The sequence below is a fragment of the Alkalibacterium sp. 20 genome, assembly GCF_001885615.1.
Taxonomy (GTDB): Bacteria; Bacillota; Bacilli; order Lactobacillales; family Carnobacteriaceae_A; genus Alkalibacterium.
This window is the reverse complement of record NZ_LSRN01000022.1, coordinates 16,555-43,037: the sequence shown is the minus strand read 5'-3', so window position 1 is coordinate 43,037 and position 26,483 is coordinate 16,555. Positions and strand designations below refer to the sequence as shown.

Below are 26,483 nucleotides of genomic sequence, written 5' to 3'. Positions count from 1 at the left end.
ATGTAGAATGTGAAGCACATAGAGAGCTGCTAATTGAAGGGTTAAAATATAGAGTATCAAGAATGAGGAGATAAACACGGAATGCAGAGTTTAATAATCTCTTTAAGTAAACGAAAGAATTTTATATTTTTTTCATTATTAAAAGTTCTAGTAATGGTTTTGGCATTGATTACGAACATATTTATTGTGCGCGAACTTTCGTTAAATGATTATGGTGTTTTTTCAGTTGCATTGATGTCTATAGGTTTAATTACAACTTTTGGTTTTAGTTGGAGTTCCTCATCAATTTTGTATTTTGGTAGTAAAGAAAAATCCAATACAGGAAAACTCAACAAAACTTTCTGGGCAAGAAACATCATAATTTTTGTTAGTTTGATTATTACGAGTTTTTTGTTTCTTTTTTTTCATAAGCAAATCAATGCGTATATTGGTGAGGATTTTTCTTTTATTATTTTAATTTGGCTATATGTAAGTGTCGCCGAAGATTACCTAAGTCAGTATTATCTTGCAGTAAAAAAGCAATTACTTTCTACGATGTTATCGTTAACTGCCAAGGTTATTTACATTCTGCTAATAATGTTATTTACATTTGATGTAAGAACGTTGATTATTCTTAATATCGTGAGTCATGCATCTGTTTTATTTTATATTTTAGGAATGAACAAAAATGATGTTGGGAAATTTGAGTTTGATAAAGAGTGGTTTAAAGAAATACTGAATTTCTCACTTTGGCAACTTTTCGGTTATTCAGGACTTTACTTGATCAATTTTGGTGATATAGCTGTAATCAAATATTTTATGACAACTGAGGATGTGGCGATATACAATGCTGCATATAAACTCTTTAATTCAATAGCGAACTTTGCGTTTGTTGTAACAAGTTATTATGCTGCAAGTATCACACAATCTTTTGCAAAAGGAGATAGTCATAAATTAAGAAGTTTTTTCTACAAAGAAAGATTTGTAATATTTGCCGTAAGTACTATAGCTCACATTGTTGTAATGTTATTTTCAAATCAGATAATTACAACTCTCTATGGTGAAAAGTACTCTAGCTCAGTTCCAATTTTTATCATACTTATGATTGGTAGTATAGCTAGATATCTAGCAGTTTTTTATACACTATACTACAACGCCAATGGGAAACACAAGGTTCTACAATACCTCAATATATTTAGGGCAATACTGAATCTGGTATTAGATGTTGTATTTATAAATATTTTTGGTTTACTAGGCCCCGCAATTGCAACAACAACCGCGTTGATTTTAACGTTCCTTTTTTCAGTCTATTATTGTGAGAAACGAATATACAAACAGTGTCAACATGAAAGATTCATTCATTGAAACGAAAGGAGGAGATTTTAAAGTGAAAATACTAATAACAGGTGCAGCCGGCTTCATCGGCTTTCACCTTTCAAAAAAATTACTAGATGTTTCCTATGAGGTAATTGGGATTGATAACTTGAACGACTATTATGATCCAAATCTAAAACAATCAAGACTTGAAATCTTAGGAAAGTACAACAACTTCAACTTTCATAGAGTAGATTTAAAAAAAAGTTGAAGTAGACAATATATTCGAAACTTACCATCCAACTTACGTCATTAATTTAGCGGCTCAAGCAGGAGTCCGTTACTCCATTGAGAATCCTTATGCATATGTGGATTCAACTTGACTGGGTTTATGAATATATTAGAAGCATGTAGAAACTACCCTGTGGAGCATCTACTTTACGCTTCTTCAAGCTCTGTTTACGGTGGCAATAAAGTAGCACCATTCTCTACAAATCATAATGTGGATCATCCAGTGTCGCTTTATGCTGCTACGAAGAAATCGAATGAATTGATGGCTCATACATATAGTCATCTTTATGGAATACCAACTACTGGTCTTAGGTTCTTTACGGTTTATGGACCATACGGTAGACCTGACATGGCTTACTTCTCCTTCACCAAAGACATCTTAGCTGGGGAACCTATTAAAGTGTTTAATCACGGGAAGATGGAACGCGACTTTACTTATATTGATGATATTGTCGAAGGTATTGTAAAACTTATTGATAAAGCTCCTGTTGCCAATAAAGAGTGGGATGAAAGCAAGGACGATTTAAGTTCAAGTTTTGCACCATACAAAATTTATAATATCGGTAACAATAACCCGGTGAAACTCATGAGATTTATCAATGCGTTAGAATCTGCACTCGGCAAAGAAACAGAGAAAGTCTATATGGATATGCAACCTGGGGATGTTGTGAGGACCTATGCTGATGTATCTGATCTTGAGAAAGATATTAATTTTAAACCATCTACGAGTATTGAAGACGGTCTTGAGAAGTTCGTAGATTGGTATAAAGAATATTATAATGTTGAAAAATAATTGTAAAGTGGATGAAAAAAAGTATTGATATAAACAGGAGGAATGTACACCATGAAAATAACTATCGCTGGAACAGGCTACGTTGGTCTTTCCAATGCTATACTCTTAGCACAACGCAATGAAGTCATTGCTTTAGACATCATTAAAGAAAAGGTAGAAATGATTAATAACAAACAGTCTCCAATCATAGATGCTGAAATTGAAGAGTATCTATCCACTAAAGAGTTGAACTTAACTGCAACAACAGATAATTATGAAGCGTTTAAAGATGCTGAATATGTCATCATTTCAACACCTACAAATTATGATTCTGAGAAGAACTATTTTAATACAAGAACGGTTGAAGCAGTTATTGCAAATGTTCTTTCTATCAATCCAGATGCTGTAATGATTATTAAATCAACCGTGCCAGTCGGCTATGTAGAATCTGTAAAAGAAAAATTTGAAACAGATAATATCATCTTCTCACCAGAGTTTTTAAGAGAAGGCAAAGCTCTGTATGATAACCTTTATCCATCAAGAATTGTTGTTGGAGAGCAGTCTGAAAGAGCTAAGGTATTTGCTGAACTTCTAGCACAGGGTGCGATAAAAGAGAATATTGATATTCTTTATACAGAGTCCACAGAAGCAGAAGCCATCAAGTTATTTGCAAACACCTATCTTGCACTTAGAGTAGCTTACTTTAATGAATTGGATTCTTATGCAGAAATGAGAGGTCTAAATTCACAGCAGATTATTGAAGGCGTTGGGCTGGATCCGCGTATAGGTAGTCACTATAATAATCCTTCCTTTGGTTATGGTGGATACTGCTTACCCAAGGATACAAAACAGTTATTAGCAAATTATTCAGATGTGCCTCAGAATATCATGTCTGCCATTGTTGATGCAAACAGAACACGAAAAAATCATGTTGCTGATATGATTATTAAAAGAAAACCAAAAATTGTAGGCATCTACAGACTAACAATGAAGATGGACTCTGATAATTTTAGACAATCAGCGATACAAGGTGTTATGAAAAGAATTAAAGCAAAAGGTATTGAAGTAGTAGTTTTTGAACCAGCTTTACAAGAGGACGAATTCTATAGTTCAAGAGTTATAAAAGACTTCGATGAATTTAAGAAAATATCAGACGTTATCGTAGCGAACAGACTATCTGATGAAATTAAAGACGTAGTGGATAAAGTTTATACTAGAGACTTATTTAGTAGAGACTAATGAATCAGCCCTAACATAGTTTAGGGCTATTTTTAAATTACGAATTGTTCTATTTTAAGAAAGGCGGGGAAATTAAAGTGGACAAAAATATAAATAGATTTAAAAAAGGGACAAAGTATGTAAACATAGTCTCATCAGTAACATCAGAAGAATTGACATCTTGTGATAATATAAGTAACGAATACTTGAGTATGAAGTGTGTCAAGTTTATTCCAGCAAGTGGTGCAGCCACTAGAATGTTTGAAGACCTTTATAAATATATAGATGATAATATAAATACTGAATCTATAAATAAGTTTTTTAATGAATTGGAAAAGATTACTTTTTATGAAGACGTTAAAGAATTTATTGAAGATGAAAATATCGATAAGAATACTATAGTTGGTAGAATTAAAATAATAGATTATATACTTAATGAAAATCTAAACTACGGTAGTTTACCAAAGGCTTTAATTAAAATGAATTCATATAAAGATTACTCAACTACTCCAATAGATGAGCATATATTTGAAGGTGAAAAACACTTAAATAATAATTTTTTAAATTTTCATTTCACTATATCAAAGAATCATGAAGAGTTGTTTAATGGATACATTAAAAATATATTAAAGGAAAAAGATAATATAAATATTACGTATTCCTTTCAAAAACAAAAGACCGATACCTTGGCTGTAGATATGGATAATAACCCTTTTTTGTTAAAGGATGGATCCATACTATATAGAGCAGGAGGACATGGTGCTTTAATTGAAAACTTGAATGATATAGATGGAGATATTATATTTATAAAAAATATAGACAATGTATGTCATAGAGAATACATAGATGATACTGTTAATTCAAAAAAAATCATTGGTTCAGTAGGATTTCAATTTAAAAAAAGAATTGATGGATATGTTAGATCTTTATTGTCAGATGATGATGATATAGTTGAAATTAAGGATTTTATAAATAAAGAATTGAAAATATCCTCAAAAGGAGAACTGACTAAAGATAAAGCACTATCGTTTTTAAACAGACCCCTTAGAGTATGTGGTGTTGTTAAAAATCAGGGAGAACCTGGTGGAGGGCCTTTTATTGTTGGAAATGGAGAATATACTGATTTACAGATATGTGAAAAATCAGAAATAGATTTAAATAATAATGACCAGTTAAAAATATTAAATTCTTCAGCATTTTTTAATCCTGTAGACATTGTGTGTTTTGTTAAGGACTACAAGGGTGAGAAGTTCAATTTGCTTAATTATGTAAACGAGGAAAGGTATTTTATAAGTAAAAAGACCTATAAAGGCAAAGATATAAAAGCATTAGAGCATCCAGGACTTTGGAATGGTTCAATGGACAATTGGAATACGCTATTTGTTGAAGTACCTTTAACTACATTTAATCCTGTGAAAAGAGCTAATGATCTACTTCGTGATTGCCGTAGGAGTAAAGAGTAAATAGGATACATGTAGAGGCTAAACCAAGTAATAAAATTTAAGTATAGAAGTAACGACCCACTCTTAACAAGAACTTACGGAAGTGTAAAAAGCTTTTTTAGAAGTTAGCTAATAGCACGTTGGAAACAGTATTTGCTTTAAAAAATTGGAAAAGAAGTGGGATTACTGAATGAAGTAGATGTTAGGAGAGCTATTTAAGACATCATTTACTTATATGACATCAAAGACGGATTCGTTATATAAGGCTTTCCTACACAAGATTGCAGAGATTAGCCACACAACGTTACAACTGAAAGATTTTTTAATTGGTTCTACATCAGACATATTAAGATTAGTATGTTTGATGTAGAACCAGTTTTTGTCATACTTTCTCCAGTTCCTTCTGTAGAAAGTATGACCGAGTTATTTACTTAATCAAATTAGTTTATAAAGCGTATTACTCATTTATTGATTACATTAGGTATTAGCTAAGATACTGTTGTCCTAACTTACTGAATTGGTCTAACATGAAATGGTAATTTATCATGAACGTTTCTGCTGAAAATATTTTCGTTTCTTCAAAGAATTCAGTTGTTTGAATTACTAAATCTGTACCTTCTATTGTAAACCAAAATACTGCTACATCTTTATTGTTTTCATTCAATTGATAGTAAAAATCTTTTGTTAATTCTTCATTGGTAAAGCGATTGTTCACTTTATAGCGATAAGTCATTATAGCTGGAATGAGACTATCGCATTCGAATTCCAGTCTGATCAAACTGCGACCGAGGACGGTCAATTCTTTAGTAAAAATTGTTGCGCCTGTCTCTGTTTGCATTCTTGTTACGTTCATATTTTCTTTTTCAAACTCTAAAGCTAACTTTTCCTCGAAAGGAACACTTACCATCGTTTTATCCATAGTGAACCTCTTTCACTATTTATTTTGTCAGTAATAAATACTACTTCTCTATCGTGGCTATTATTTATGTAGAATATATTTAAATGAATAATATATTTGTCTGTACAATGAATGATAGTAATAGAAAATTACTCATTAACTTGCTTTTTAGCCTTACAGAATATAAAAAAATTCTTGTAGATTAATAATTTTCCAAAAGAGAAGGCTGTTCAATGGCTGCTTTAGCAGCTATTGAACAGCTATTCACTTTCTATGTAAATTTTTTTGTCAATCTTTCCGTAGTTTCCGCTATGGAAAGGGTATTTAAGGTGTTTATTTATATTATTTGTATTTATTTTGTTACACGTATTTCTTTTATAGTGTATTGAAGTGATGCACTATAAACTGATACTCTGTTCTGTACATCATAAATGAAAAGCTGTCCTTTTTTACAAATTACCTGGTTTCGATGGTTAAATCGAATCCAGTTAGTGTAAACAAAAGAATTGAGACTTATTTAGTGCTGTCGTTAAGTTGCCGATAGAAGTCTTTGTTCATCTTCTTTCGATAAAGCGGTCTTTCACTTTATGTGACTACGGCCAGTGAAACGCACCCAAATAGTGCAGAAAAAATCCTTAACTTGGGTAGTCACACTACTGCCAGGCATTTGTACCCTGATGCCAAGTTTCATACCATTAAAAAAAAATCCCATAATCACTGTAATTTTAGGCGGTCATGGAATGAATTTATATAATTCATAAGATTACATTATTTTTTTCATAGTACTAAAATAAATTAGAATTTACTGGACAATCCCAATCGTTCACGCATGGATGTTTCTCCATCGATAGTGATGTGTAGGAGTTATGGATAATTCGATCAATAACGGCATCTTCTGTTGGGCCGCCTCCCAGTTCAGAATGCCATCCGGCAGTGTTAAATTGATTACAGACAATCGTAGATGTCGTCTTTTCTCGTTTTTCAATAATTTCCATGGTCAAGTAGAGTTCTTCTTCTGTTAGATCATGAAGGAACCACTCATTAATAATGACTAGTTCTTTCTATATATACTTGCGCATTGATTTCTTATATCTATCATCTGGTTCATTTTTTGCTATTTTAAATTCATCTTGGCGCTCAGGTAGTTGAACGTACTGGACTATATAAAATTGACGCCAAACAGCCATTGTCTTCTGTTACTTATCAAGAAAAGCATCATCTTTAAACTTTTCTTCAAATATTGTTCCACTATATAAAGCATCTTGATAGGTATCTTCATAAAAATCATCCGTGCTGATCATGTCGTTTACTTCAATGGCCATTTTTTCTATCGTTTCTAATCTATTGCTGAAGTCTTCGATATTGAATGTTGATGATGTAAAGGCATAGTCTTCCCAAACGATCAATTTTCCATCGCTGACTTCGACACGGGGTTCGGCGTAAAAGACATCTAGGTACATGAGGATTTTATGGGCTTTGTCGTCATCTTTGACGAGCGAGTTGTAATCGTTAATAAAACTCAATGCGATTGTTATTTTAGACGCCTGCGCTAGGTAATCGACAGATAGTAACATCGGATTGCTCGTGTAGTCGAAGTTAAACTTATACCTATGGTTTCCTTCACTTGTCTCCCTGTAGATGACATCTCCGTATGTATCTGTCAGGTCAGTTAATAAGTCGGTTTGAATTGTCATATTTTTTTCCTTTCCTTTCGTTACGCTAGTTTTACCCTCTCTATTTTACACTGTATTAACGAGAAAAGTAGTGTTTTTGAAAAAATGTACTAAATTTGTAGAAATTAAGCCGTGTTTTATCTATCTACTGATCTATCGCAGTGAACGGTGTACGTGCTACGAAAACACTTATCGGCGGCAGTCCTTTACAAAACAACCACCTGGGCAAGAAAACCTGCCACAGCGGGCGTATAGAGACGACGTTTGCACAGACCTGTTGACAAAGCGACGGATCGAGGGTTACGAGACACCCTTGAACGGATACGACGTAAGAAATAGGATGACCGCTTGTTAACTGAAAGAAAATCCGTTAATGCAGGCTAAACAGCAGGAGTTTAGTCGAATCCAGGTGTCACTCTTACCGTTTTGCCTTTATCGGAACAAGTGGACAGGAATTGTGGCTGCACTTATACCGAAAGAGTTGTAATCAAAACGAGTGAATGAAACAAGTACGCTCACTTGTACCGATTTTCAAAAGACAAGGGTATATTAGCATGACATTGTTCGCCTGACGAAAAATAACAGTCTTCTCTTACTTTGTGTCAAGCGAGTAATGATTTCGCACGGATAATAATAGTATATACATAAATGATTTTAAGACTTATACTGTCATTTAAGGAGGGTATAAGACAGGAACTAAAACGGTTATTGGTGTGTATCATAAGAAATAACTGTTCCGATCGCGTTTAAATAAAATAGGACAGAATAGGAGAGGTATAGATGAAAAACAGCTCGGAAGATAAGGTTCAGAGCTATGGCAAGTCTTTTTTGAATTTCGATAATATGATCACTCCTAAAATTATTCAACTCATATTTTATATCGCACTAATCATTTCGATACTTATAGGACTTGTGATGATATTTACTGGAGAATCAGTCCTCGGTGGTCTGGCAATTATAATATTGGGTCCGCTGTTAGTTAGAGTAAACTGTGAACTGGTTATTGTTATTTTTAAAATTCACGAAGCACTGCAGGATATTCGTTATAGGTAAGTAAGCTGTGTCAACGGAAACAACCATAACTTACGCAAGGGAACCTGGACAGACGAAGGAATGAATTTGGAGCGGACCGGATGCAAGAATAATGTAATTAAACCAAAAGAGAAGCTGAAAATGGCTTCTTTTTTTCAATCTAGCGAGCCTATTCAACGTAACAGGTTGCTCGAACGGTTTTACTACTCAATTAAAGGAAACTGTAATAAAAACATAGGAAAAAATGAAAGCCCTTTAAAACAGTGCCGTAATGAACTATACTTTTAAGTTGTTAAGTCTTGTAGTTAGTAGAAATGTTGGGAAATGATGGGCTGCCATAATGAGTATCACACTTACTTGTCAATCAACAGCGGGACGTCTTTGAGTAACACTCACACTAGATTTCGGTCATTGTTTTTAGCGTTCAAGAGATGTACAAAAAATACTGAAGGGGGGAAGGGTTGAGTTCTGCATTCAAACTGCCCTATGGATTGCGCAGAGAAAATGGGGAAGAGAAACTCCTGCATATTTCAGAAATAGAGGCTTTGGAATCAGGGTTGAAGTGCAACTGCTTATGTTCCAACTGTGGGGCCAGACTTCAGGCCAAATTACCCAAAACGAAAAAGGATTTCAAGCCACGGGTTGCGCATCACAATGCGGACACGTGCGCCTTTGCGACTGAGACAGCGATTCATTTGAAAGCCAAAGAGATCATTGAAAAGGAAAAAACGACTGACTGGTCCCAGTGTCATGGTTTCTTATGACTTTTTGACAGAAGAAGTTTCAGCTTCAAGAGCCATTCGTTTTGATCGCGTCATACTGGAAAAAAAGGTAAGTGATATTATAAAAGACATCCTAGTGTATAAAAACGACAGACCGTTAATGATTGAGATTAAAATTACTCATGGGATATGCGATACTTCATAGCACGGATAATAAATATTGGATTTACAATACTAAAGAAGAAAATGAAGAAGGAAAATTAAAAGAGAAATATCTTGAATTAATGGAAATCGAACAAGAATTACTTCGGAAAGCCGAAGAAAAAAGGCTAGAGTTGAAAAAGAAACGGGAGAAAAAGCGAGCAGATAAGGAGCAGAGAGTAGCACACCTTATTGATCCAAATTATCAGATAGCACAAAGACCACAATGGGAAAAAGACTTTCAAAAGGACCCGATATGGATAAAGACATCCAGGTTATTGAATCTGAAGGAAGCCACTGTGCCAGAAATATCAACTTGGAGATTTCTGGCGACTTTGTTTTCGGATGTGACAGAAGACTCTGGCAAAGCTACATCTTCTGTAGATATATCAATAATAGAGTGAAACAGTTTGGGGAAAATACTTATCCAATTTCCGTAAAATATATTCAAACACAAATTAAGAAAGTTTTTAAAAATAAACTGATATTCGATCTGGTCTATTTGAAAAATTTTGATGGATATGAAGATCTCCCAAGTCTGTCTGAAGTTATCTATGAGTATTTAAAGCAGCTGGAGACTTATTGCTACTTAGAAGAAGACTCCGCGCAACATCCGTATTACTCAAAATTTACCATCCTTGATCTTGATAGCTTGTATGAAATGAGATTTCTCCCGGTCGAAATGCCTGATTACAGCAACCTGAAATACTTAGTGAAGAATAAGCAGTGGGATCTATGCAAGGAAGTCATTACCGAACTGCTGATAAAGTATAACTCTATTGACCACTCCAATCATTATATGCCACTGGTGAGTTTGTTTGATAGAGTCGTGGCTAAAAGTGAAGACGAGATACAACTGGGTTTGTGGAGGAGCAGAACGGTCAGCAAGCTTTAGAAGAATCAAGGTAAGGGTGACTGGACAGGGTTATACAAAAAAAAGGAGTGAATAGCAACTTTGGTCATGCACTGACGTATGATGAACTCGAACTGACTTAGATCGCATTAAGCCAATATATCTGGAAAGGAGACGGTAAAGTCACGTTGATCAAAGAAGGCACTTGTTCCGTTCAGCTGAAAATGAAACAAATTGGCGGGACTGTACTTTGATTCGCTTCCACACATAGCTCATCTCATTATCCAGAAGTCAAAAATGGTATACTTTTATTGAGGTATGATCAAGCTTTGAAAACTAAGTGAGAAGACATTATAAAAATGATTAAATGTGGAGGCAATAGTTATGAATGAAATCAATGAAGAAATTTACCCCGTACGTCTGCGTCTGGAACTGGTCAGTGAGTACTTGTCCAGCGATGAGAAAGTCATGTTGAAACGGTACGGAGAGTCGTCCACAGGCGAGAGTATCGTCAGAGAGCTGATGATTCCATCTGACATGACTTTGCATGCGCTGCATTATGCTATTCAGAAATTATTCGGTTGGCAGAATTCGCATTTAAGGCAGTTTTATCTTCCGGAAGAGGTGCATCATCAGCTCACGAAGGGTACGGTGAAGGGATGGTCAAATCTGGTCGGGGTGCTGTTCCAGCCTCCTTCTGAAGGCGAGCACGATCTGTTCTGGGATGATGATTATGAGTCAGGGAGTGTTGCCACTTGGCTGCGCAAGAAATATACGGGTCCTTATCACTTTTACGGACAGCTTGAACAGTATGACGCTGCCAGACAGGATATAGAGGCAATGCTGAACCGCTTTAAAGAATTAGAGATCCGGGAATCCTTTTCTGACTATCGGGAGCGGAAAAAGAAAAAGCCGGATGCGGAACCGGAAATTGTTGGAACGGCTTCGCTGATCGACATGACACTGAAAGAAATGAATGCCTCTATCGCTTTGGAGAGCGGCACAGAGAATCTACTGGAAAAACTACTGGTCACGGACATCTTGGCGTATGAAGATGAAGACACGAGTGGATCAGGGTTTCCTGTCACAAGCGAATTGTATTACGAGTATGATTTTGGTGACAGCTGGAAAGTCAGACTGACCAAAAAAGCGGACTATGCTGATTTGCTGACGGACTATTCGGTCACTCCAAAAGAATTGGAAGAGGCCAGTGAAACAGTGATGGCTAAACACAAGCCGGTGTGTCTAGCCAGAGATGGACTGTCTGTCATGGACGACGTGGGCGGGTTAAGCGGATTTGCCAACTTCTTGAGAGCCATTTATGAAGGCGAAGATAAAGAAGAAGCGGCTGATTACCGAAGCTGGGCCAAATCGATGGGATGGAAGCAGACGAAAGTAATGCCCAGGAAAGTCCTGTAAGGTAGAAAACGAATAGGTAAAATAGCTTTGAGCAGTGATCTCAGAGCTGTTTTTGTGTGTGAGCTGAATTTGACTGTCAAAGTAATCACTAAGAACGTATCTAAATAAAGAACAGCCGGCACCGTCAAAACAGAGAACGCTTGATCTACGAACTGGAGCGCTCACGCTGGACCATTCTTGTATCAGAAAATGTCTTTCACCGATTTGTCATCATTGACCATCGAATCAGTTGGTACGGCATCATTGATGTCTTGGGCACAAAATACAAGTAAAGTACCTTTATGCGGATCGTGTGCCTGGTGCTTGCCAAGGCGATGGGAAAGCTTATGGAAGAAAATACGAGTGAAGAAATCTGAGAGAGGACTTTTCGAATAGCTAAAAATATCAGCATATCTTGAAACGACAGGAGCTGACCGAATTTACGAACTAACTTTCTCAAAAAGGTGGAAACTTTAAGTGATTTCGCATCAGTTAAAAGATTGTACTGATATTTATAACAGTCCTCATATGGTATAATAGAGAGAAACATCCATGATTTGTTGTTAGAGAGGGTGAGATTTATGCTGCTTTATGTTAAACAAGATATCTTTGAAAGCCCGGCACAAGTTATTGTTAATACAGTAAATACGGTCGGTGTTATGGGAAAAGGTATTGCAAAGAAATACAAACAGCTTTACCCGGATATGTATAAACAATATCGTGAATACTGTGAACAAGGTTTACTGGATATTGGGAAGCTGTGGTTATATAAAGACGAAAATAAATGGATTCTCAATTTTCCAACAAAGAAACACTGGAGAAATCCGTCCAAAATTGATTATATCGAAAAAGGATTGAAAAAATTTGTTTCCACCTATGAAGAAAAAGGTATTTACTCTATTTCTTTCCCTCAGTTAGGGACAGGAAATGGTGGCTTGGACTGGGAAACAGAAGTTAAACCTCTAGTTGATAAATACCTTAAAAATCTTCCAATCGATATTTTTGTACACATTGTTGATGGATCTGAGATATTTTCTGATTATAAATAATAGCAAAAGCCAACCAGCTAAGAGAAAAACCTTAGCTGGTTGGCTTTATTTGGTTTGAAAAGAAATGAACAAGAAATGCGCAGCATTTCTAACAGCCTGAACGACAGCTGTTTGCTTTGGATAAGTGATACTGGTCAATTTGCAGAGGTAGAGGGAGTGAAGTTGCTTGATTGAAGCGGAATCGCGCCACTGAAAAGTGGAATGCGGTTATATAGAACAATAATGAGACTTTTCAGATATGTTTAAGTAAAGTACACAAGAATGAAGAGATGCAGATTAAGAGCATCATCCCTAACTGAGTAAACCCTTTCATTTTATTGGAAGCGATTAACTCTTCTGTAACTGACGTATTCAAATTATAATAAAAATATAAATAGGAGAGATTGATATGTATTTAACGGAGCGTTCAAAAAAAATATTGAAAACGTTAGTTAGTTTAGATAGTGGGGAAATTGATATTGAGGAACTTGCTACTGAATACAATGTCAGTTCAAGATCCATTCGCTATGATTTAGAAGAAATAGATGATTTCTTAACTTATAAAAAAATACCTCGGTTAAAAAAACAAACAAGAGTTACTATTTCTTTACCTTACGAAGAACTTCCTGCCAATTTTACTGCCGTAATCAAAGATGAAATAGAAACAGATGTCGATTATTACCAACCCAAAGAGCGACAGGAATTAATATATTTAGAAATTCTCCTTTCAGATACTCTAGTAGATATTCGGAAAATTATGGAACTATTGCAAGTCAGCAGAAGTACTGTAATTAGTGATGTCAGATTCATTCGGAAAAAATTGCAATCACAAAACGTCCTGATGGATTATCAACCACAAAAAGGCTATATCTTTAGAGGAGAAGAGGAAGTGATTCGCAGAATTGGGCTAAATTTTTTGAATTTACACCCGGGCACGTTAGATTCGGTAGAAAGCAAAATTTTAAATGATCAATATAAAGCAATTGAATCCGATGATTTTAGTTATATTGAACAATTCATTGCGACTATAGAGATGAAATTATTAAAGCAATATTCTGATAAGGCATTTCAAAGTATTGTAAATGGAATGCTAGTAACCATTATCCGAATAAAAAAAGGTGCAAAAATAGAAAAAAGTCCCCATCAAAAATTCGAAACGAAAGAGCATCACTATTTATTTCAGGAAAGAAAAATGCTCGAAGATAAATTTTCTATTCAACTAACGAGAGCGGAAGTTTCTTTTATAGAGAATCTGTTTTTAGAAAGTTCACTTATTAAATCGGAAAATATTATAAATGATGATTGGGTAGATTTACATCTTTTTATAAAAGACTTTCTTGAAGAAATGAGTATTATTTTAGAGATTCCTTTAGAGGAAGACGAGGAATTATTTAACGCGTTAGCTTTACACTTAGCCCCCGCTATTCAACGTATAAAGAATAAAACTTTTTTAAAGAATGAAATAGTAGAGTATATTCAGATAAATTATACTGAAATATTTGAAACGGTTGACACTGTGCTGAATAAATTTGGGGAAAATAAAAATTTGGATTTTTCGTTAGATGAAATTGGATTTGTGACTATCCATATCGCCTCTGCAATTGAAAAAAAAGGATTGGACAATAAGGAAAACAATGTATTGCTAGTATGTAATTATGGTATTGGGACAACCAAGTTGTTAGAAATCATGTTAAAAAAATATTTCAATTTTAATATCATTAATACACTCGCAGTTAGGGAAGTAACAAATGAATATATCAATAAGAATACTGTTGATTTAGTTGTGTCGACTATTGATTTTGCAAAAGAAATTAGCGTTCCAAAAGTAGTTGTTTCTCCTCTATTAAGTGAAAAAGATATTAAAAAATTAAGTGCTTATGAAAAAAGAAACAGAAAATCAAGAAAGTTTAACCAAAACAACTTACAAGGGAATGGGGAAAACATTATGCTAAAAGACTTATTAATAAAAGAAACGATAGAATTAAATATTGAAGCGAAAGATTGGAAAGAAGCCGTTAAGTATGGTGGGAAGTTGTTGAAAAATATCGGAAAAATTGAGGATACGTATATCGAAGCGATGATAAATACTGTTGAAGATCTCGGACCGTATATTGTTATTGCACCGGAAATTGCTATGCCCCATGCTAGTTCAAAAGATGGAGTAAACGAAGTTGGTTTGAGCTTGATCACTTTGAAATATCCGGTTGAATTCGGACATCCTGAAAACGATCCTGTCAGTATTGTTATTTGTCTGGCTGCCACTGATCATAAATCTCATTTAAATGCATTAAAAGATTTAATGGGCTTCTTGAATGATTCACAGTTCATTGAACTGCTTAAATCGGGTACCGTCGATGAGATTCTTAAAGAAATTAACAAAGAAAAAAAGGAGGATGATGAGTAAATGATATTCAAAGACGAATTGGAAAAAAGAGTTCACATTTTAAACAATTTTTCTGAAGAAGATTTTAGAACAATGGATACATTTGTTGAATTAATTGTTAACGCTATTGAATCAGGTAACAAAGTTATGACTTGTGGGAATGGTGGAAGCGCAGCGAATGCGCAACATATTACGGGAGACATTGTGGGAAGGTATAAAATTGAAAGAAAGGCATTTGCTGGATTGAGTTTAACAGTAGATCCGAGTGTTATGACGGCTACTGGTAATGATTATGGCTACGATGAAGTATTTTCTAGGCAAGTTCAAGGTTTAGGAAATTCTGGGGATGTATTAATTGTATTATCTAGTTCTGCCAATTCTCCTAATCTTCTTAGAGCGGCTGAAACGGCTAAAGAAATGGGTGTGACAGTTATAGGAGTATTGGGGAATAAGGGAGGTGAACTGAAAAAAAAGACTGACTACAGTCTTCTTTTGGATTTCAAAGATTCAGATTTAGTAGAAGAAACAGCAATGGTAGTATTTCATATAGTACTATTGGAAGTTGAAAAAAAATTAGTTAAAAAAATAGGAGGAAAATAAAATGAAAATTTTAACAGTATGTGGAATGGGATCAGGTTCAAGTTTAATTCTCAAAATGAATGTGGATTCAATTTTGGAAGACGAAGGAATAAGTGCAGATGTTGAGGCGATAGATTTAGGTTCAGTAGGTGGCTATAAAGCTGATTTAATTATTTCTACACAAGAACTCGAAAGCAAATTGGAAGACTATGATATTAAAAAGATATTTGTAAACAATGTTGTAGATAAAAGTGCAATCAAAGAAAAGTTAATGAATGCAATTAAATAATTTTGATGGGGGAGAAAATAGATGAACTTTATTTATAGTTTTTTTAATCAGCCGGCAATTATCATTGGTTTGATATCATTTATCGGTTTAGTAGCCTTGAAAAAACCGATTCAAAAAATCGTTACGGGCACCACGAAAACGATAATTGGATTCTTAATATTATCAGCCGGTGGTGGAATAATTGCAAGTGCACTAGGAACGTTAGGCCCTGCTTTTGAGAACGCATTTAATGTACAGGGAGTAATCCCTGCTAATGAAGCTGTAATTGGAATTGCAGAGAACCTTCTGGGGACTGAAATGAGTTTGATTATGGCTTTCGGATTTTTAGTGAATATTTTGGTAGCACGCTTTACAAATATTAAATATATTTTCTTGTCTGGTCACCATGTATTATTTATGGCTGCTTTATTAGCCGCAGTTCTAAGTACAGCCGGATTTGTTGGGGTTGAGTTAATTGCAGTTGGTTCATTTTTATTAGGATCGTTTATGGCCATTTCTCCTGCAATTGTGCAACCGTTTTATCGTCAAGTAACAGGTAATGACGATATTGCTATGGGTCACTTCAATGCTGTGAATTATGCATTGGCTGGATTAATAGGTAAATGGTTTGGTAATAAAGAAAAATCTACTGAAGATTTAAAGATACCTGAAGGACTTGGGTTTTTCCGTGACAATACGATTTCTACGGCTCTCGTTATGATCATTATTTATCTTTCTACTTTCTTATTTGCGGATGCAGCAGTCATCGCAGATATGTCTGGTGGAGATAACGTGGTCATGTTTGCCATAGTAGAAGCGCTTAGATTTACAGCTGGTTTCGTTATTGTACTTCAAGGTGTAAGAATGATGTTAGCAGAAATTGTTCCCGCCTTCAAAGGTATTTCGGATAAACTTGTTCCAAATTCAACACCCGCTTTGGACGTTCCAGTTATTTTCCCATATGCTCCCAATGCTGTATTGTTAGGATTTGTTTCCTCAGTAGTTGGTGCATTTATTATGTTCTCAATTCTTCCATTCTTTGACTTACCCCTTATCATTCCAGGACTTATTCCATTATTCTTCGTAGGTGCTGGTGCTGGTGTATTAGCTAATGCAACTGGCGGAGTAAGAGGAACGGTCATTGGAGGAATCGTCAACGGATTATTGTTAATCTTACTACCCGCAATTCTATTACCATTACTAGGTGAACTTGGTTTTGCGAACTCCACATTTGGTGATGCTGACTTTGCTTTTGTAGGGATTGTTCTCGGTTATTTATTTAACTGGTTTGGAAAAATTGGAATCTATACTATAGTGGCTGCAATTTTAGTTTACTTTGGAATTTCAATAGTAAAAAAACCTAAAGAAGTAAAAATATAAAATTACTTTTTTTCATAAAGAAGGGATGATATAGTGGAACGTGAAAATAACTTATTATCAATTAATACACTTAGAACGTTAGCAATCGATGCTGTTGAAAAAGCACAAAGTGGACATATGGGGTTGCCTCTAGGGGCGGCTCCTATGGGCTATATATTGTGGAAGAACCATTTAAATATTAATCCAAATAATCCTGAATGGTACAACCGTGATAGGTTTGTGCTTTCTGCAGGTCATGGATCAATGCTTTTATATGGACTGCTACATTTAAGTGGGTTTAACCTGTCCATTGAAGATATAAAAGATTTTAGAGAAACAGGGAGTAAAACTCCTGGTCATCCGGAATGGGAACACACGGAAGGTGTAGAAGTAACGACTGGACCTTTAGGACAAGGGATTTCGATGGCAGTCGGTATGGCAATGGCAGAGAAAAAGTTAGCGAATCAATTTAATCAAGAAGATTTGAAGGTAATTGATTATTACACATATGTATTGTGTGGAGATGGTGACTTGATGGAAGGCGTGAGTCATGAAGCTATATCTTTAGCCGGTCATTTGAATTTAAATAAATTAATCGTTTTATACGATTCAAATCATTCTTCATTAGATGAACAACTAGACGCTTCTTTTAGTGATGATATCAAGAAAAAGTTTGAAGCTGTTCACTGGAATTACATTAAAGTAGAAGATGGTACGGATGTAATGAGTATTGATGACGCTATCGTTGCAGCAAAACAAGCAGATAGACCGACACTGATTGAAGTCAATACAATTATTGGCTATGGATTGCCTGACATTGAAGGAACACACAATGCACATAGTGATCCGGTGGGTGAGGAAAACGTTAAAAAAGCTAAAGAATTCTACGATTGGGATTCTAAGAAAGATTTTCATGTACCCAAAGAAGTTTATGCTGATTTTTCAGTTATAAAAGAGCGAGGGAACGAAAAAGAGAATCAGTGGAAAGAAAAAGTACAGAAGTTAGAAAAGGATGATCCTGCTTTATTCAATGATTTGCAATCGTTCATCCAAAATAGAATCGATTCGTCCTTCAAAGAAAAATTACCTATTTTTGACGTCAACGATAAAAAAATAGCAACACGGGTAGCTTCGCATTCTGTATTAAATGCTGTTTGTAAAGACATTCCTCAATTAATTGGTGGATCGGCAGATTTAAGTGGATCAACGAAAGTAAGCATAGATGATTCTGATAGAATTACAAAAGATGATTTTAGTGGTCGGAATATTTATTTCGGGGTGAGGGAATTTGCTATGGCGACTATTGCTAATGGATTGGCTTTAAATCATTTTGTTCCTTTTGTTAGCACCTATTTCACTTTCTCAGATTACATGAAACCAGCGATTAGATTATCTGCTCTGATGGGCCTTCCAGTCATTTATGTATTTACACACGATAGTATTGCCGTGGGGAAAGATGGACCTACTCATCAACCAATTGAGCAATTGGCTGCATTTAGATCGATGCCTAATATCACTGTTATTCGTCCTGCTGATGGCAATGAAACAGCAGCTGCTTGGGAGATTGCTTTAGATTCAAAAAATAAACCGACTATGCTTGTACTTTCAAGACAAGCAACTGATACACTTAAAGTGTCGCCGGAAATCGTTAAAGAAGGTACAAAAAAAGGTGGCTATATTGTAGAACAGGTTAAGAATCCTGAAGGAATCATTATTGCTACCGGTTCAGAAGTAGATTTGGCTTTAGCTGTTAAGCAAGAACTTGAAAAAGAAGAAATATTTGTAAATGTAGTCAGTTTACCTTCGTGGGAATTATTCGAACAACAACCTGAAGCCTATCGATTAAAGGTGTTACCTACTCATTTAACAAAAAGATTGAGTATTGAAATGGGCTCTAAGTTGGGATGGAAAGAATATGTTGGTGACAAAGGTAAAATACTAAGCATTGATTCTTTTGGAATTTCAGGGGAACCAACTGAAGTCATGGAAAAATTTGGTTTTACTTTAGAAAATGCAATGAAACTATATAAAAGTATATAAAAGGAAGTCATCAAATGAATTTGACTACTTTTATGAAACTATAGTTTGGAGCGAGTTTCCTATCTGATCATGTGTGCTTACGTGAAGTAAAACGGGGATCAAACAGAGCATCTTTGTCATAAAGATGACTACGTGAAAACGATGCAAAAACAATTATCTGATTATTTAGACATAAATGAATTATATGATAATTGAATTGGCCAGTAATCAGAGTAAGTGAGCTTAATTTGTAACCCTGCCTCATCAATTAATCCTTATGCGTTATTCCAATGTCAATTGCTAAATTACGTAAACAAGGAAGCTTATGCCCTGTCGTCCTTACTATTCTTGTTTCTGAAGCGAAAAAACTGGACATGACTACAGAGTATATTGTGAAAACGGATGACCACGGAACTATAACGTTGATTCCTAAAGTTGATAATCTGTTCAAAAATGCAGAACCTGGGGAATATTATTAAAAAGATGTGTGGGCTGACATGAAACCGGCTGAAAAAGAGATCTGGTAATAAACAGTTGATAAGCATATCCTCACAAATGAGATATTATAGGAATTGACTTTGATCCAGTGGTATCTTACGACTATTAAATCTCAAAAGTACTATAATGAATAGCGGGAAAGTAAAAAAATAAGATGACCTAGTGTAATGAAACGGCTGGTTCTGACATGGATCAGCCGTTTTTACGTTATACTAGCTGAATTGTATAAGTTGCTCATTTATTTCTGTTCACTTGTTTAGATTAAAAGTTAATCGAGACAAGCAGAGGCAAATAATGGCTTTACTTCTTTATATTAGTATTATAGTTATAATGGATGACAGAATAATTTTTCCTGAATTAACGAAAACCACTGTAGGCTTGTTCTTTATATACTATACAGCTTCATGCACACTATACTTATCAATTACCATCAACTTATTTATGGGAGGAAGGTATTATTGAAAGCATATATCATAAAAATAGAACTGGTTGGATCCAAACCGTTGATTTGGCGAAGAGTCATAATGCCGGCAGGAGCGACTTATAACAGATCGCATGACGTGATTCAAAATGTCACCAATTTTTAGAGCGGCTACCCATCCAATAGCTATCATCTTTATAAGTTTGAACTCCCAAAAGAGAATAAAAACGTCACAAACAATGAAGAAGCTTATCTCGAGCACAAGTATTACCTGAAGAACAAAGCACTGTTCGAGGAACAGCTAGTCTTTACTCCGGCGAACATGCTTGAATTTGAGAAGGATTATCAGATAAGGCTGCAGACGGAAGTGCGCAAACCGACCGGACTCAAAATTGACGACTATCGGGAGATGTATACGAAAGTCACATACACCTATGATTTTGGGGATGGCTGGTGTTTCACTGTGATGCTTGAAGACGTTGTCGAGGATTATTTTTTTGGTTTTCCGACACTTCTAGATGGAGAAGAAACCGCGCCACCTGAAGACGTTGGTGGACTGCACGGGTTTTACGAGTTCCTTAAAGCATACCGAAATAAGGAGCATCCTGAACATGAAGAAGTGAGAACGTGGGCTAAATCACTTTACTTTAGAGAATATGATGCCCAATGGATCAACGAAAGGTTGAAAGGGATTAAGTACAAGAAAACCGAGTGGGACAAAATTAGCCATGATAATTATAATATTGTAGAAGACAAATATCGAAAAAGCTGACAAGGAATTTTTTTGATTACTGAAAAATAACAATCTAACATTAAAAACACCTCCGAGATAGTATTTGATATTATACCATTTCGAAGGTGTTTTATATTGTCTCATTTTTTTGTGTTAGTCTAAAATTGAGGTTTAATCAGTAGGTGTTTTCTGTGCTTTTATTATTTTTTCTTTCGTTTATTCTTTTTCGCTTGTGTCTTCAAATACTTCAGTCTTGTTTTTTTATTCCGAGCCAGTTCCTCTTCTGTTGAAACAGACGAAGCGGTCGTTTGAGTCCTCTGACCACGAGGATGGCTTTGCGTACGTTTCTGCTGGAGTGATTCTGACTGAGTCTTAGTCTCTTCAGCTTTTTCTTCAGGTACGGCTTCTTTTTCGGTAGAAGTGAGCTCAGGTGACTCAACATCATCTGTGACAACTTTTATTGTTTCATCTGGCACCCAAAGCTCTCCGTCGATATTAAAAATCAAGCCATGTTCTATCAGAAGAAGGACACGTTCCAAGTCAGTTTCTGATAGATTAGCGTCGTAAATATCGAGAGGCTGTTCGGCAGATTTTACATTATAAGAGTAAAATGAGCGAAGTTCTGCATCTGAAGTCAATAAGTTTATCCTCGCTTCTTTCATCCACTCTGTCAAGGATGAGACGATTTCATCCTTTTTCCAGCTTTTAGCGATCGGTAGCTCATGGCGTTCGATAAAATGGGCCAATTGTTTTTTTGTGTAAGTCTGATTTGCTGCCTCTAAGGACTGTTCCTCGGGCGCTTTCTTGATTTCCAACTGTTTGATGGTCTCTATTAACTGCTCATTCATTATAATTTTCTCCTTTTACGCTGATTTGCTTAGTATAACATAAAAACAGTGCCTTCTAACAGGGGATGAAAGGATGAACGTGGATGGGTCAAATAAAATCTTCTCTGTCTAAAAAGTCATCTTTCCAGCCTTCACTCCTGAAGGTATCATTGATGTCTAGAGCGGTCCGTTTCCAGTTGGGATTCGTCAGGTCCAATTCGTTATCAAGCAGATCCCTGCGACTGTCCTCAAGCGGTGTATCATTTTTAGCTTTTGTACAGAGAGGGTAATTTGTAATCGGGTCGGGGTCCAGTATTTTTTCTAATACGATTTCGTGCTCCCAGTCATCTCCAAAGTCATAGGTGTATAAGGCACGGTCTTTTTCAATCTTGAACCAGGTTGATAAATGTTCGTCTTTTTCCTGGAAAAAGCGGGGGAGGTCATAAAATTCCGGGTGAGCGAGGGTCTTTCTTAAATGAAGCAGAAGCGGATCAGTCAGTTCTAAAGGCTCGTCTTCTGGTTGACCGATGCGTGTATTGCTCGTTCGGCGCCCATTGGTTTTGCGTATGTCAAACTCGTGCAGATGATAGCCCAGCCAGTCAAAAGCGGCCATAAGTATGTAGTGGAATTCTTCGAACGTTGTCTCGCTATCCACTTGAAGCCGTCTCCACACAGGCACCCCGACGTCTTTCAGCGTGACTTTAAATTGATAAATCATTCGCTCACCATCCTCTCAAAATTATCGTCTTTATCAGCTTACAAAATCAATCTTACACTTTTCAAACTAAGTTGGAAAGTTTTTGGCATTTTAAACGTACTCGGATATTTTTCGACGAGCTAAAAACCCCAGCACTGATGGCCCTGATTCTCCGTACTACTCAAGTCGCTATTTCTTTTCCATATTCAAATCAAGCAGGTTAAACGAAAAATCACTGCTTAAGTTAAGAAGTTAAAGCATTTTAATTTAAAACTTCTGAAGATTAGTAGTTAATCTTCAGAAGTTTTCTTAATAGAGAGAGGTACTTCTTAAGATAAACGATAATCTTAAGAAGTATAGCGGTTAATAGGAAAAACTGCTTAAGTTTAACCTTAAAAATCTTTTTTCAAGGTTATTTAGTCACTTGAAGAGATGTATTTTCGATTAGACAGTTTTCGCTCGGCGAAAACTACCTACTTGAATGAAAGGAACGTTGTCTCTGAATGCAAATCGGCATGAGTTTTGACAAATCAAGGTGTCACTCGTGCCGATTAAGCTTTACCGGAACAAGTCAACGGGAATGATAGCTGCACTTGTATCGAAAGAGCAGTTATCGGTACGAGTAGGTCTGAAACAGGCACTCACTCATACCGATTGACCCTAGACCAGGGCAAATAAGGTCCATTTTGTCAGATGCCTGACAAAATTTCCAAACATAGCTTTTTCCAAGACACTTCCTCGGAGGCATCTTTTTTTATGCTTAAAAGTAAGTTTTTTAAATTTTTTTATTAGATCTCACTGAAAATCAGTCGCTTAGTTTTCCAAGTTCAGCTGATTCTGTTCCAAACTACTTCTTATCCGATATTTCTTCCGCCAAACGGTCAACTTTGGTCTTTTGTATGAGAGAGCTCTTCCATCTATATTAAAGGTGTACCTGGCCAGTACAAATATAAATGGAAGATCTTTCAAGAATGGGACCAATAGTGAAGAGACAACTGACAGAAGAATTGGAACATGATTTTTTCTTTGTGCATCAGTCGATTGTTTATGGTGTGCTGAAGAAGTGCGGGATTTCTTACAATCACCCGGACTACGATGATTATGTGCAGGTGGGGTTGATGAAACTAGTGGGAGCGTATGAATCGTTCCCGGAAGATTTACGGTGCGAAGAGTATCTGTATCAGTTCACCGGCTATGCCTTTCAGAAGATTCGCTGGGCGATTATTGACGAGATGCGGCGCAGTATGCGCAAGCAAGAAAAGGAAACGGTGTTGCCGGAAGAGATGACGGAGTGGAAGGATCCAAAAGTGGATGCCCAAACGGATGACTGGATCACCTGGGAACTGTTTTATACGATGCTGCAGTGTTTAAGCGTCAACGAACAGAACCTGCTGAAAGCGTTGGTGTTCCACCAGCGAACGGTAACCGAAGTGGCTACAGAGTTTGGTGTCAGCCGTAAAACGGTGTATGGCTGGAAAAAACAGATCGCCAGGAAACTGGCTCATTTTGAAACGGTACTGAAAAACTAATTTAATTGGAGAGAAGGAATAGTATGAGTAAACGACTGATTATCGATGCCGGACACGGCGGTAAAGACCCGGGCGCCAGCGGCTTTGGTGTGATGGAAAAGGCTTGGACCCTAAGGATCAGCCTCTACCAGTATAAACGGCTGAAAGGTCTTGGCGCTGACGTTTCGTTGACCCGCTCGGGTGACATGACGCTGGAGCCGATGCAGCGGGTGGCACGCGTCAAAAACCAGTACGATTTATGCGTGTCGAATCACTGGAATGCTTTCAACGGCAGTGCCAGAGGAGTGGAGACCATCCATTCCATCCATTCAAAATCAGCATTTGCGGCGGATCTGGTGAACCGGATCGCCAAAGCAACGGACTTGCCCGTTCGCCGTGTCTTTACTCGGGAGATGCGAAAAGGTGTGGATTACTATTACATGCACCGCCTGACCGGTAAAACTGAAACGGTGATCATCGAGTACGGCTTTATCGACAACAAGACCGACCACGATGTCTACAGACAAGAAGCAGTCTTTTACGAAGCCGCCGAAGCCGTCATCGAGGGCATCTGTCAAAAAATCGGCATCGGGTATGCCAGGCCGACTCCTTTGAATAAAGCAGCTGTTCCTGTCATGAAGTCAAAGCCTGCGTTTGAGAAGTGTTTTGTCAACAGACGGGTGGAAAGCATTTATGACGGTAAGCTGCGTTTTTACATCAAGCCCAGCTGGGAAGATAAAGATGTGTTCGGACATGTGCTGCTGGGGCAGGGGTTCCCGACCGTGCTCGAAAAAATAAAAGTTGGACGCGGCGAACAGTACCGGGTGAAAAATTCCAAAGGCAGGGTCTTTTATATCACCGCCAGTCAGGCGTTTGTCAGACTCGTATAACAAGCATACGCAAAAGACGAAGAGACAGGTCTCTTCGTCTTTTTTGCATCGTTTTTATGCTAGTCATCTTCCAGGTCGATTTCAAAACCAGTGAGCGTGGGATCTCCTTCTTTGAGGACACTCTTCACTAAATCCTGTGCCTGCAGGTAGATGAGTGACGACAGCCAGGACGACAGGAGCGGAACGGGCGGGTTAAAGACAGTTTCCAGGGACCGGTGATTCAGCACGTTCATCGGTTCGTACACCGTTTTTTCATAGTGGATCAGGTTGATCCATTCGCTCGTTACCAGGGTCATTACATGGCGAAGGGTACGTGCCTGATCGATGAGCTGCTGCACTTTTTTTACCGAATGATCTAAAATCAGTTCATGGCTAGCGGTAATATGTAAAAGCGTTTGTTCTCTGTGCGCGGTGACCTTCAACACATGATGCAGGGCGATCCAGTTGGCCTGATTCTTGCTCGGTCCTTTGTCCGGCGCAAAGCATTGCGCACCCACGACATACGGGCACATCCTGTGAATGGATAAACTGCGTCCCAGGAGTTGAACCGAACGGTAATCCATCGTTCTGTAGTCAAAGAAACGGTCCATGACCTGACGGGTAGTTTCTTTCGTCTTCAAAAGTTCGCCGTTCGTTTGAAACACCAGCGTTTTGAAAGGCGTTGCCGTTTCTTTGGAAAGGTCACAGATATAGAACGTTTCAGTGTTGATCAGCAAATAGGTCTGTTCGATCGCTTCATCGATAAACGTCAGCACTTTATCGGGTGAAACGGTAAGCACCTTGCGTGGTGAGAAGATAGCATCCGAATAGTTCAATGGATAAGATGGTCGTTTTTCTGTGACACGACTTGCTAATTCGTTGAGGTATGCTTCTGCGGTTGTCTGATAATAATCCAATAATTTATTCCTCCATAAAAACCTTGATTTGACAAAGATGAGAACGGTTACTTCTATACAAATATAGCACAGGATAGAGGCGTCTGACTACAAAAATATGAAAAATTAGATATTTTTAATAAAAAAAGTATAGGTCGGAAATCCAAGTGATTGATGTTGCTTTGAGGAATAGCAATTAGTGGAAACCCCACCTGTTTGGTGCGAGATAAACGAGAATCTTCAGAAGTTTAATCAACTATGAGACGCACTTATTAAGATAAACAAGAATCTTCAGAAGTTTAATCAATTGTGGGACGCACTTCTTAAGATAAACAAGAATCTTCAGGAGTTTAATCAATTGTAGGATGCACTTCTTAAGATAAACAAGAATCTTCAGGAGTTTAATCAATTGTAGGACGCACTTCTTAAGATAAACGAGAATCTTCAGAAGTTTAGTCAATTGTGGGACGCACTTCTTAAGATACTGCGTTCTCGACTGTGCTTCTTGGAATATTTAGTGGATTCGTTTCTTTTGGTAGCTATATTAAGTAGGGTTATTTGGATGTAAGTAAGAAGCGGACGGGACGGGATGATGAAAGGGCTGG

At 36.7% G+C, this 26,483-nt stretch carries 24 protein-coding genes and 2 pseudogenes; 20 read left to right on the top strand and 6 right to left on the bottom strand.

Going from position 1 to position 26,483, the window contains the following annotated elements:
* The first annotated feature begins 81 nt into the window (after nucleotides 1–81).
* The 4 genes and pseudogenes from AX762_RS03970 to AX762_RS03955 all read left to right on the top strand — a co-directional run bounded on the left by AX762_RS03970 (nucleotide 82) and on the right by AX762_RS03955 (nucleotide 5,037).
* Nucleotides 82–1,344, top strand: coding sequence for a lipopolysaccharide biosynthesis protein (locus AX762_RS03970; RefSeq protein WP_071847864.1), 1,263 nt, complete (start codon nucleotides 82–84; stop codon nucleotides 1,342–1,344).
* Nucleotides 1,325–2,377 (top strand): annotated as a pseudogene (locus tag AX762_RS03965) (NAD-dependent epimerase). Before AX762_RS03970 ends, AX762_RS03965 begins: the two are co-directional and overlap by 20 nt.
* A 51-nt stretch (nucleotides 2,378–2,428) precedes the next feature.
* Nucleotides 2,429–3,595: a nucleotide sugar dehydrogenase gene (locus tag AX762_RS03960; RefSeq protein ID WP_071847863.1), complete on the top strand. Its 1,167-nt coding sequence runs from the start codon at nucleotides 2,429–2,431 to the stop codon at nucleotides 3,593–3,595.
* 77 nt (nucleotides 3,596–3,672) lie between these two features.
* Nucleotides 3,673–5,037 (top strand): DUF4301 family protein, encoded by a 1,365-nt coding sequence (locus tag AX762_RS03955; RefSeq protein WP_177244030.1) that lies wholly within the window; start codon nucleotides 3,673–3,675, stop codon nucleotides 5,035–5,037.
* Between the two features lie 463 nt (nucleotides 5,038–5,500).
* On the opposite strand, the gene AX762_RS03950 is transcribed toward AX762_RS03955, so the two are convergent.
* The 3 genes from AX762_RS03950 to AX762_RS03940 all read right to left on the bottom strand — a co-directional run bounded on the left by AX762_RS03950 (nucleotide 5,501) and on the right by AX762_RS03940 (nucleotide 7,608).
* On the bottom strand, nucleotides 5,501–5,935 hold the full coding sequence (locus AX762_RS03950) for a hypothetical protein (RefSeq protein WP_071847861.1): 435 nt from the start codon (nucleotides 5,933–5,935) through the stop codon (nucleotides 5,501–5,503).
* A 764-nt stretch (nucleotides 5,936–6,699) separates the two neighbouring features.
* Nucleotides 6,700–6,960 carry an ATP-binding protein gene (locus AX762_RS13285; RefSeq protein WP_371261628.1) on the bottom strand — a complete coding sequence of 87 codons (261 nt, stop codon included), beginning with the start codon at nucleotides 6,958–6,960 and terminating at the stop codon, nucleotides 6,700–6,702.
* 150 nt (nucleotides 6,961–7,110) lie between these two features.
* Nucleotides 7,111–7,608, bottom strand: a complete 498-nt coding sequence (locus tag AX762_RS03940; protein ID WP_071847859.1) for a hypothetical protein — start codon at nucleotides 7,606–7,608, stop codon at nucleotides 7,111–7,113.
* 759 nt (nucleotides 7,609–8,367) lie between these two features.
* On the opposite strand from AX762_RS03940, the gene AX762_RS03935 reads away from it, so the two are divergent.
* The 14 genes and pseudogenes from AX762_RS03935 (at nucleotide 8,368) to AX762_RS03870 (ending at nucleotide 21,120) form a co-directional block, all read left to right on the top strand.
* Complete coding sequence (locus AX762_RS03935; protein WP_071847858.1) at nucleotides 8,368–8,640, top strand: DUF4282 domain-containing protein; 273 nt, start codon at nucleotides 8,368–8,370, stop codon at nucleotides 8,638–8,640.
* Between the two features lie 440 nt (nucleotides 8,641–9,080).
* Nucleotides 9,081–9,383, top strand: coding sequence for a hypothetical protein (locus AX762_RS03930; RefSeq protein WP_071847857.1), 303 nt, complete (start codon nucleotides 9,081–9,083; stop codon nucleotides 9,381–9,383).
* Nucleotides 9,384–9,505: 122 nt separating this feature from the next.
* Nucleotides 9,506–9,946 (top strand): hypothetical protein, encoded by a 441-nt coding sequence (locus AX762_RS03925; protein WP_143139280.1) that lies wholly within the window; start codon nucleotides 9,506–9,508, stop codon nucleotides 9,944–9,946.
* Complete coding sequence (locus AX762_RS03920; RefSeq protein WP_071847855.1) at nucleotides 9,943–10,437, top strand: hypothetical protein; 495 nt, start codon at nucleotides 9,943–9,945, stop codon at nucleotides 10,435–10,437. Before AX762_RS03925 ends, AX762_RS03920 begins: the two co-directional genes overlap by 4 nt.
* Nucleotides 10,438–10,779: 342 nt before the next feature.
* The gene (locus AX762_RS12360) at nucleotides 10,780–11,814 is read left to right on the top strand and encodes a hypothetical protein (protein WP_083432778.1); all 1,035 of its coding nucleotides are present in this window, start codon (nucleotides 10,780–10,782) and stop codon (nucleotides 11,812–11,814) included.
* Nucleotides 11,815–11,954: 140 nt separating this feature from the next.
* Entirely contained in the window at nucleotides 11,955–12,086 is a 132-nt protein-coding gene (locus AX762_RS13100; RefSeq protein WP_256244371.1) for a hypothetical protein, read from the top strand.
* A gap of 288 nt (nucleotides 12,087–12,374) precedes the next feature.
* The gene (locus AX762_RS03905; RefSeq protein WP_071847854.1) at nucleotides 12,375–12,842 is read left to right on the top strand and encodes a macro domain-containing protein; all 468 of its coding nucleotides are present in this window, start codon (nucleotides 12,375–12,377) and stop codon (nucleotides 12,840–12,842) included.
* A gap of 388 nt (nucleotides 12,843–13,230) precedes the next feature.
* Nucleotides 13,231–15,225, top strand: a complete 1,995-nt coding sequence (locus AX762_RS03900) for a BglG family transcription antiterminator (RefSeq protein WP_071847853.1) — start codon at nucleotides 13,231–13,233, stop codon at nucleotides 15,223–15,225.
* Complete coding sequence (locus AX762_RS03895; protein WP_071847852.1) at nucleotides 15,226–15,804, top strand: SIS domain-containing protein; 579 nt, start codon at nucleotides 15,226–15,228, stop codon at nucleotides 15,802–15,804.
* A gap of 1 nt (nucleotide 15,805) precedes the next feature.
* Nucleotides 15,806–16,072, top strand: a complete 267-nt coding sequence (locus AX762_RS03890; protein WP_071847851.1) for a PTS sugar transporter subunit IIB — start codon at nucleotides 15,806–15,808, stop codon at nucleotides 16,070–16,072.
* Between the two features lie 21 nt (nucleotides 16,073–16,093).
* A complete protein-coding gene (locus tag AX762_RS03885) occupies nucleotides 16,094–17,431 on the top strand; it encodes a PTS ascorbate transporter subunit IIC (RefSeq protein ID WP_071847850.1) in 1,338 nt (445 codons plus the stop codon).
* A gap of 33 nt (nucleotides 17,432–17,464) precedes the next feature.
* Complete coding sequence (gene tkt / locus AX762_RS03880; RefSeq protein ID WP_218162458.1) at nucleotides 17,465–19,450, top strand: transketolase; 1,986 nt, start codon at nucleotides 17,465–17,467, stop codon at nucleotides 19,448–19,450.
* Between the two features lie 269 nt (nucleotides 19,451–19,719).
* Nucleotides 19,720–19,908 (top strand): hypothetical protein, encoded by a 189-nt coding sequence (locus AX762_RS03875; RefSeq protein WP_071847848.1) that lies wholly within the window; start codon nucleotides 19,720–19,722, stop codon nucleotides 19,906–19,908.
* Between the two features lie 423 nt (nucleotides 19,909–20,331).
* Nucleotides 20,332–21,120: pseudogene (locus AX762_RS03870) on the top strand (plasmid pRiA4b ORF-3 family protein).
* Nucleotides 21,121–21,281: 161 nt separating this feature from the next.
* Here the strand turns inward: AX762_RS03870 and AX762_RS03865 are convergent.
* Both AX762_RS03865 and AX762_RS03860 read right to left on the bottom strand, forming a co-directional pair.
* Entirely contained in the window at nucleotides 21,282–21,929 is a 648-nt protein-coding gene (locus AX762_RS03865) for a hypothetical protein (protein ID WP_071847847.1), read from the bottom strand.
* An 88-nt stretch (nucleotides 21,930–22,017) separates the two neighbouring features.
* Nucleotides 22,018–22,626, bottom strand: a complete 609-nt coding sequence (locus AX762_RS03860) for a plasmid pRiA4b ORF-3 family protein (RefSeq protein WP_071847846.1) — start codon at nucleotides 22,624–22,626, stop codon at nucleotides 22,018–22,020.
* Between the two features lie 950 nt (nucleotides 22,627–23,576).
* Here AX762_RS03860 and AX762_RS03855 point away from each other — a divergent pair.
* Nucleotides 23,577–24,134, top strand: coding sequence for a sigma-70 family RNA polymerase sigma factor (locus AX762_RS03855; RefSeq protein ID WP_256244370.1), 558 nt, complete (start codon nucleotides 23,577–23,579; stop codon nucleotides 24,132–24,134).
* 23 nt (nucleotides 24,135–24,157) lie between these two features.
* Nucleotides 24,158–25,003: an N-acetylmuramoyl-L-alanine amidase gene (locus AX762_RS13230; RefSeq protein ID WP_071847845.1), complete on the top strand. Its 846-nt coding sequence runs from the start codon at nucleotides 24,158–24,160 to the stop codon at nucleotides 25,001–25,003.
* A gap of 59 nt (nucleotides 25,004–25,062) precedes the next feature.
* Here AX762_RS13230 and AX762_RS03845 read toward each other — a convergent pair whose 3' ends face one another.
* Nucleotides 25,063–25,899 carry a competence protein ComK gene (locus AX762_RS03845; RefSeq protein ID WP_071847844.1) on the bottom strand — a complete coding sequence of 279 codons (837 nt, stop codon included), beginning with the start codon at nucleotides 25,897–25,899 and terminating at the stop codon, nucleotides 25,063–25,065.
* Nucleotides 25,900–26,483 lie beyond the last annotated feature (584 nt).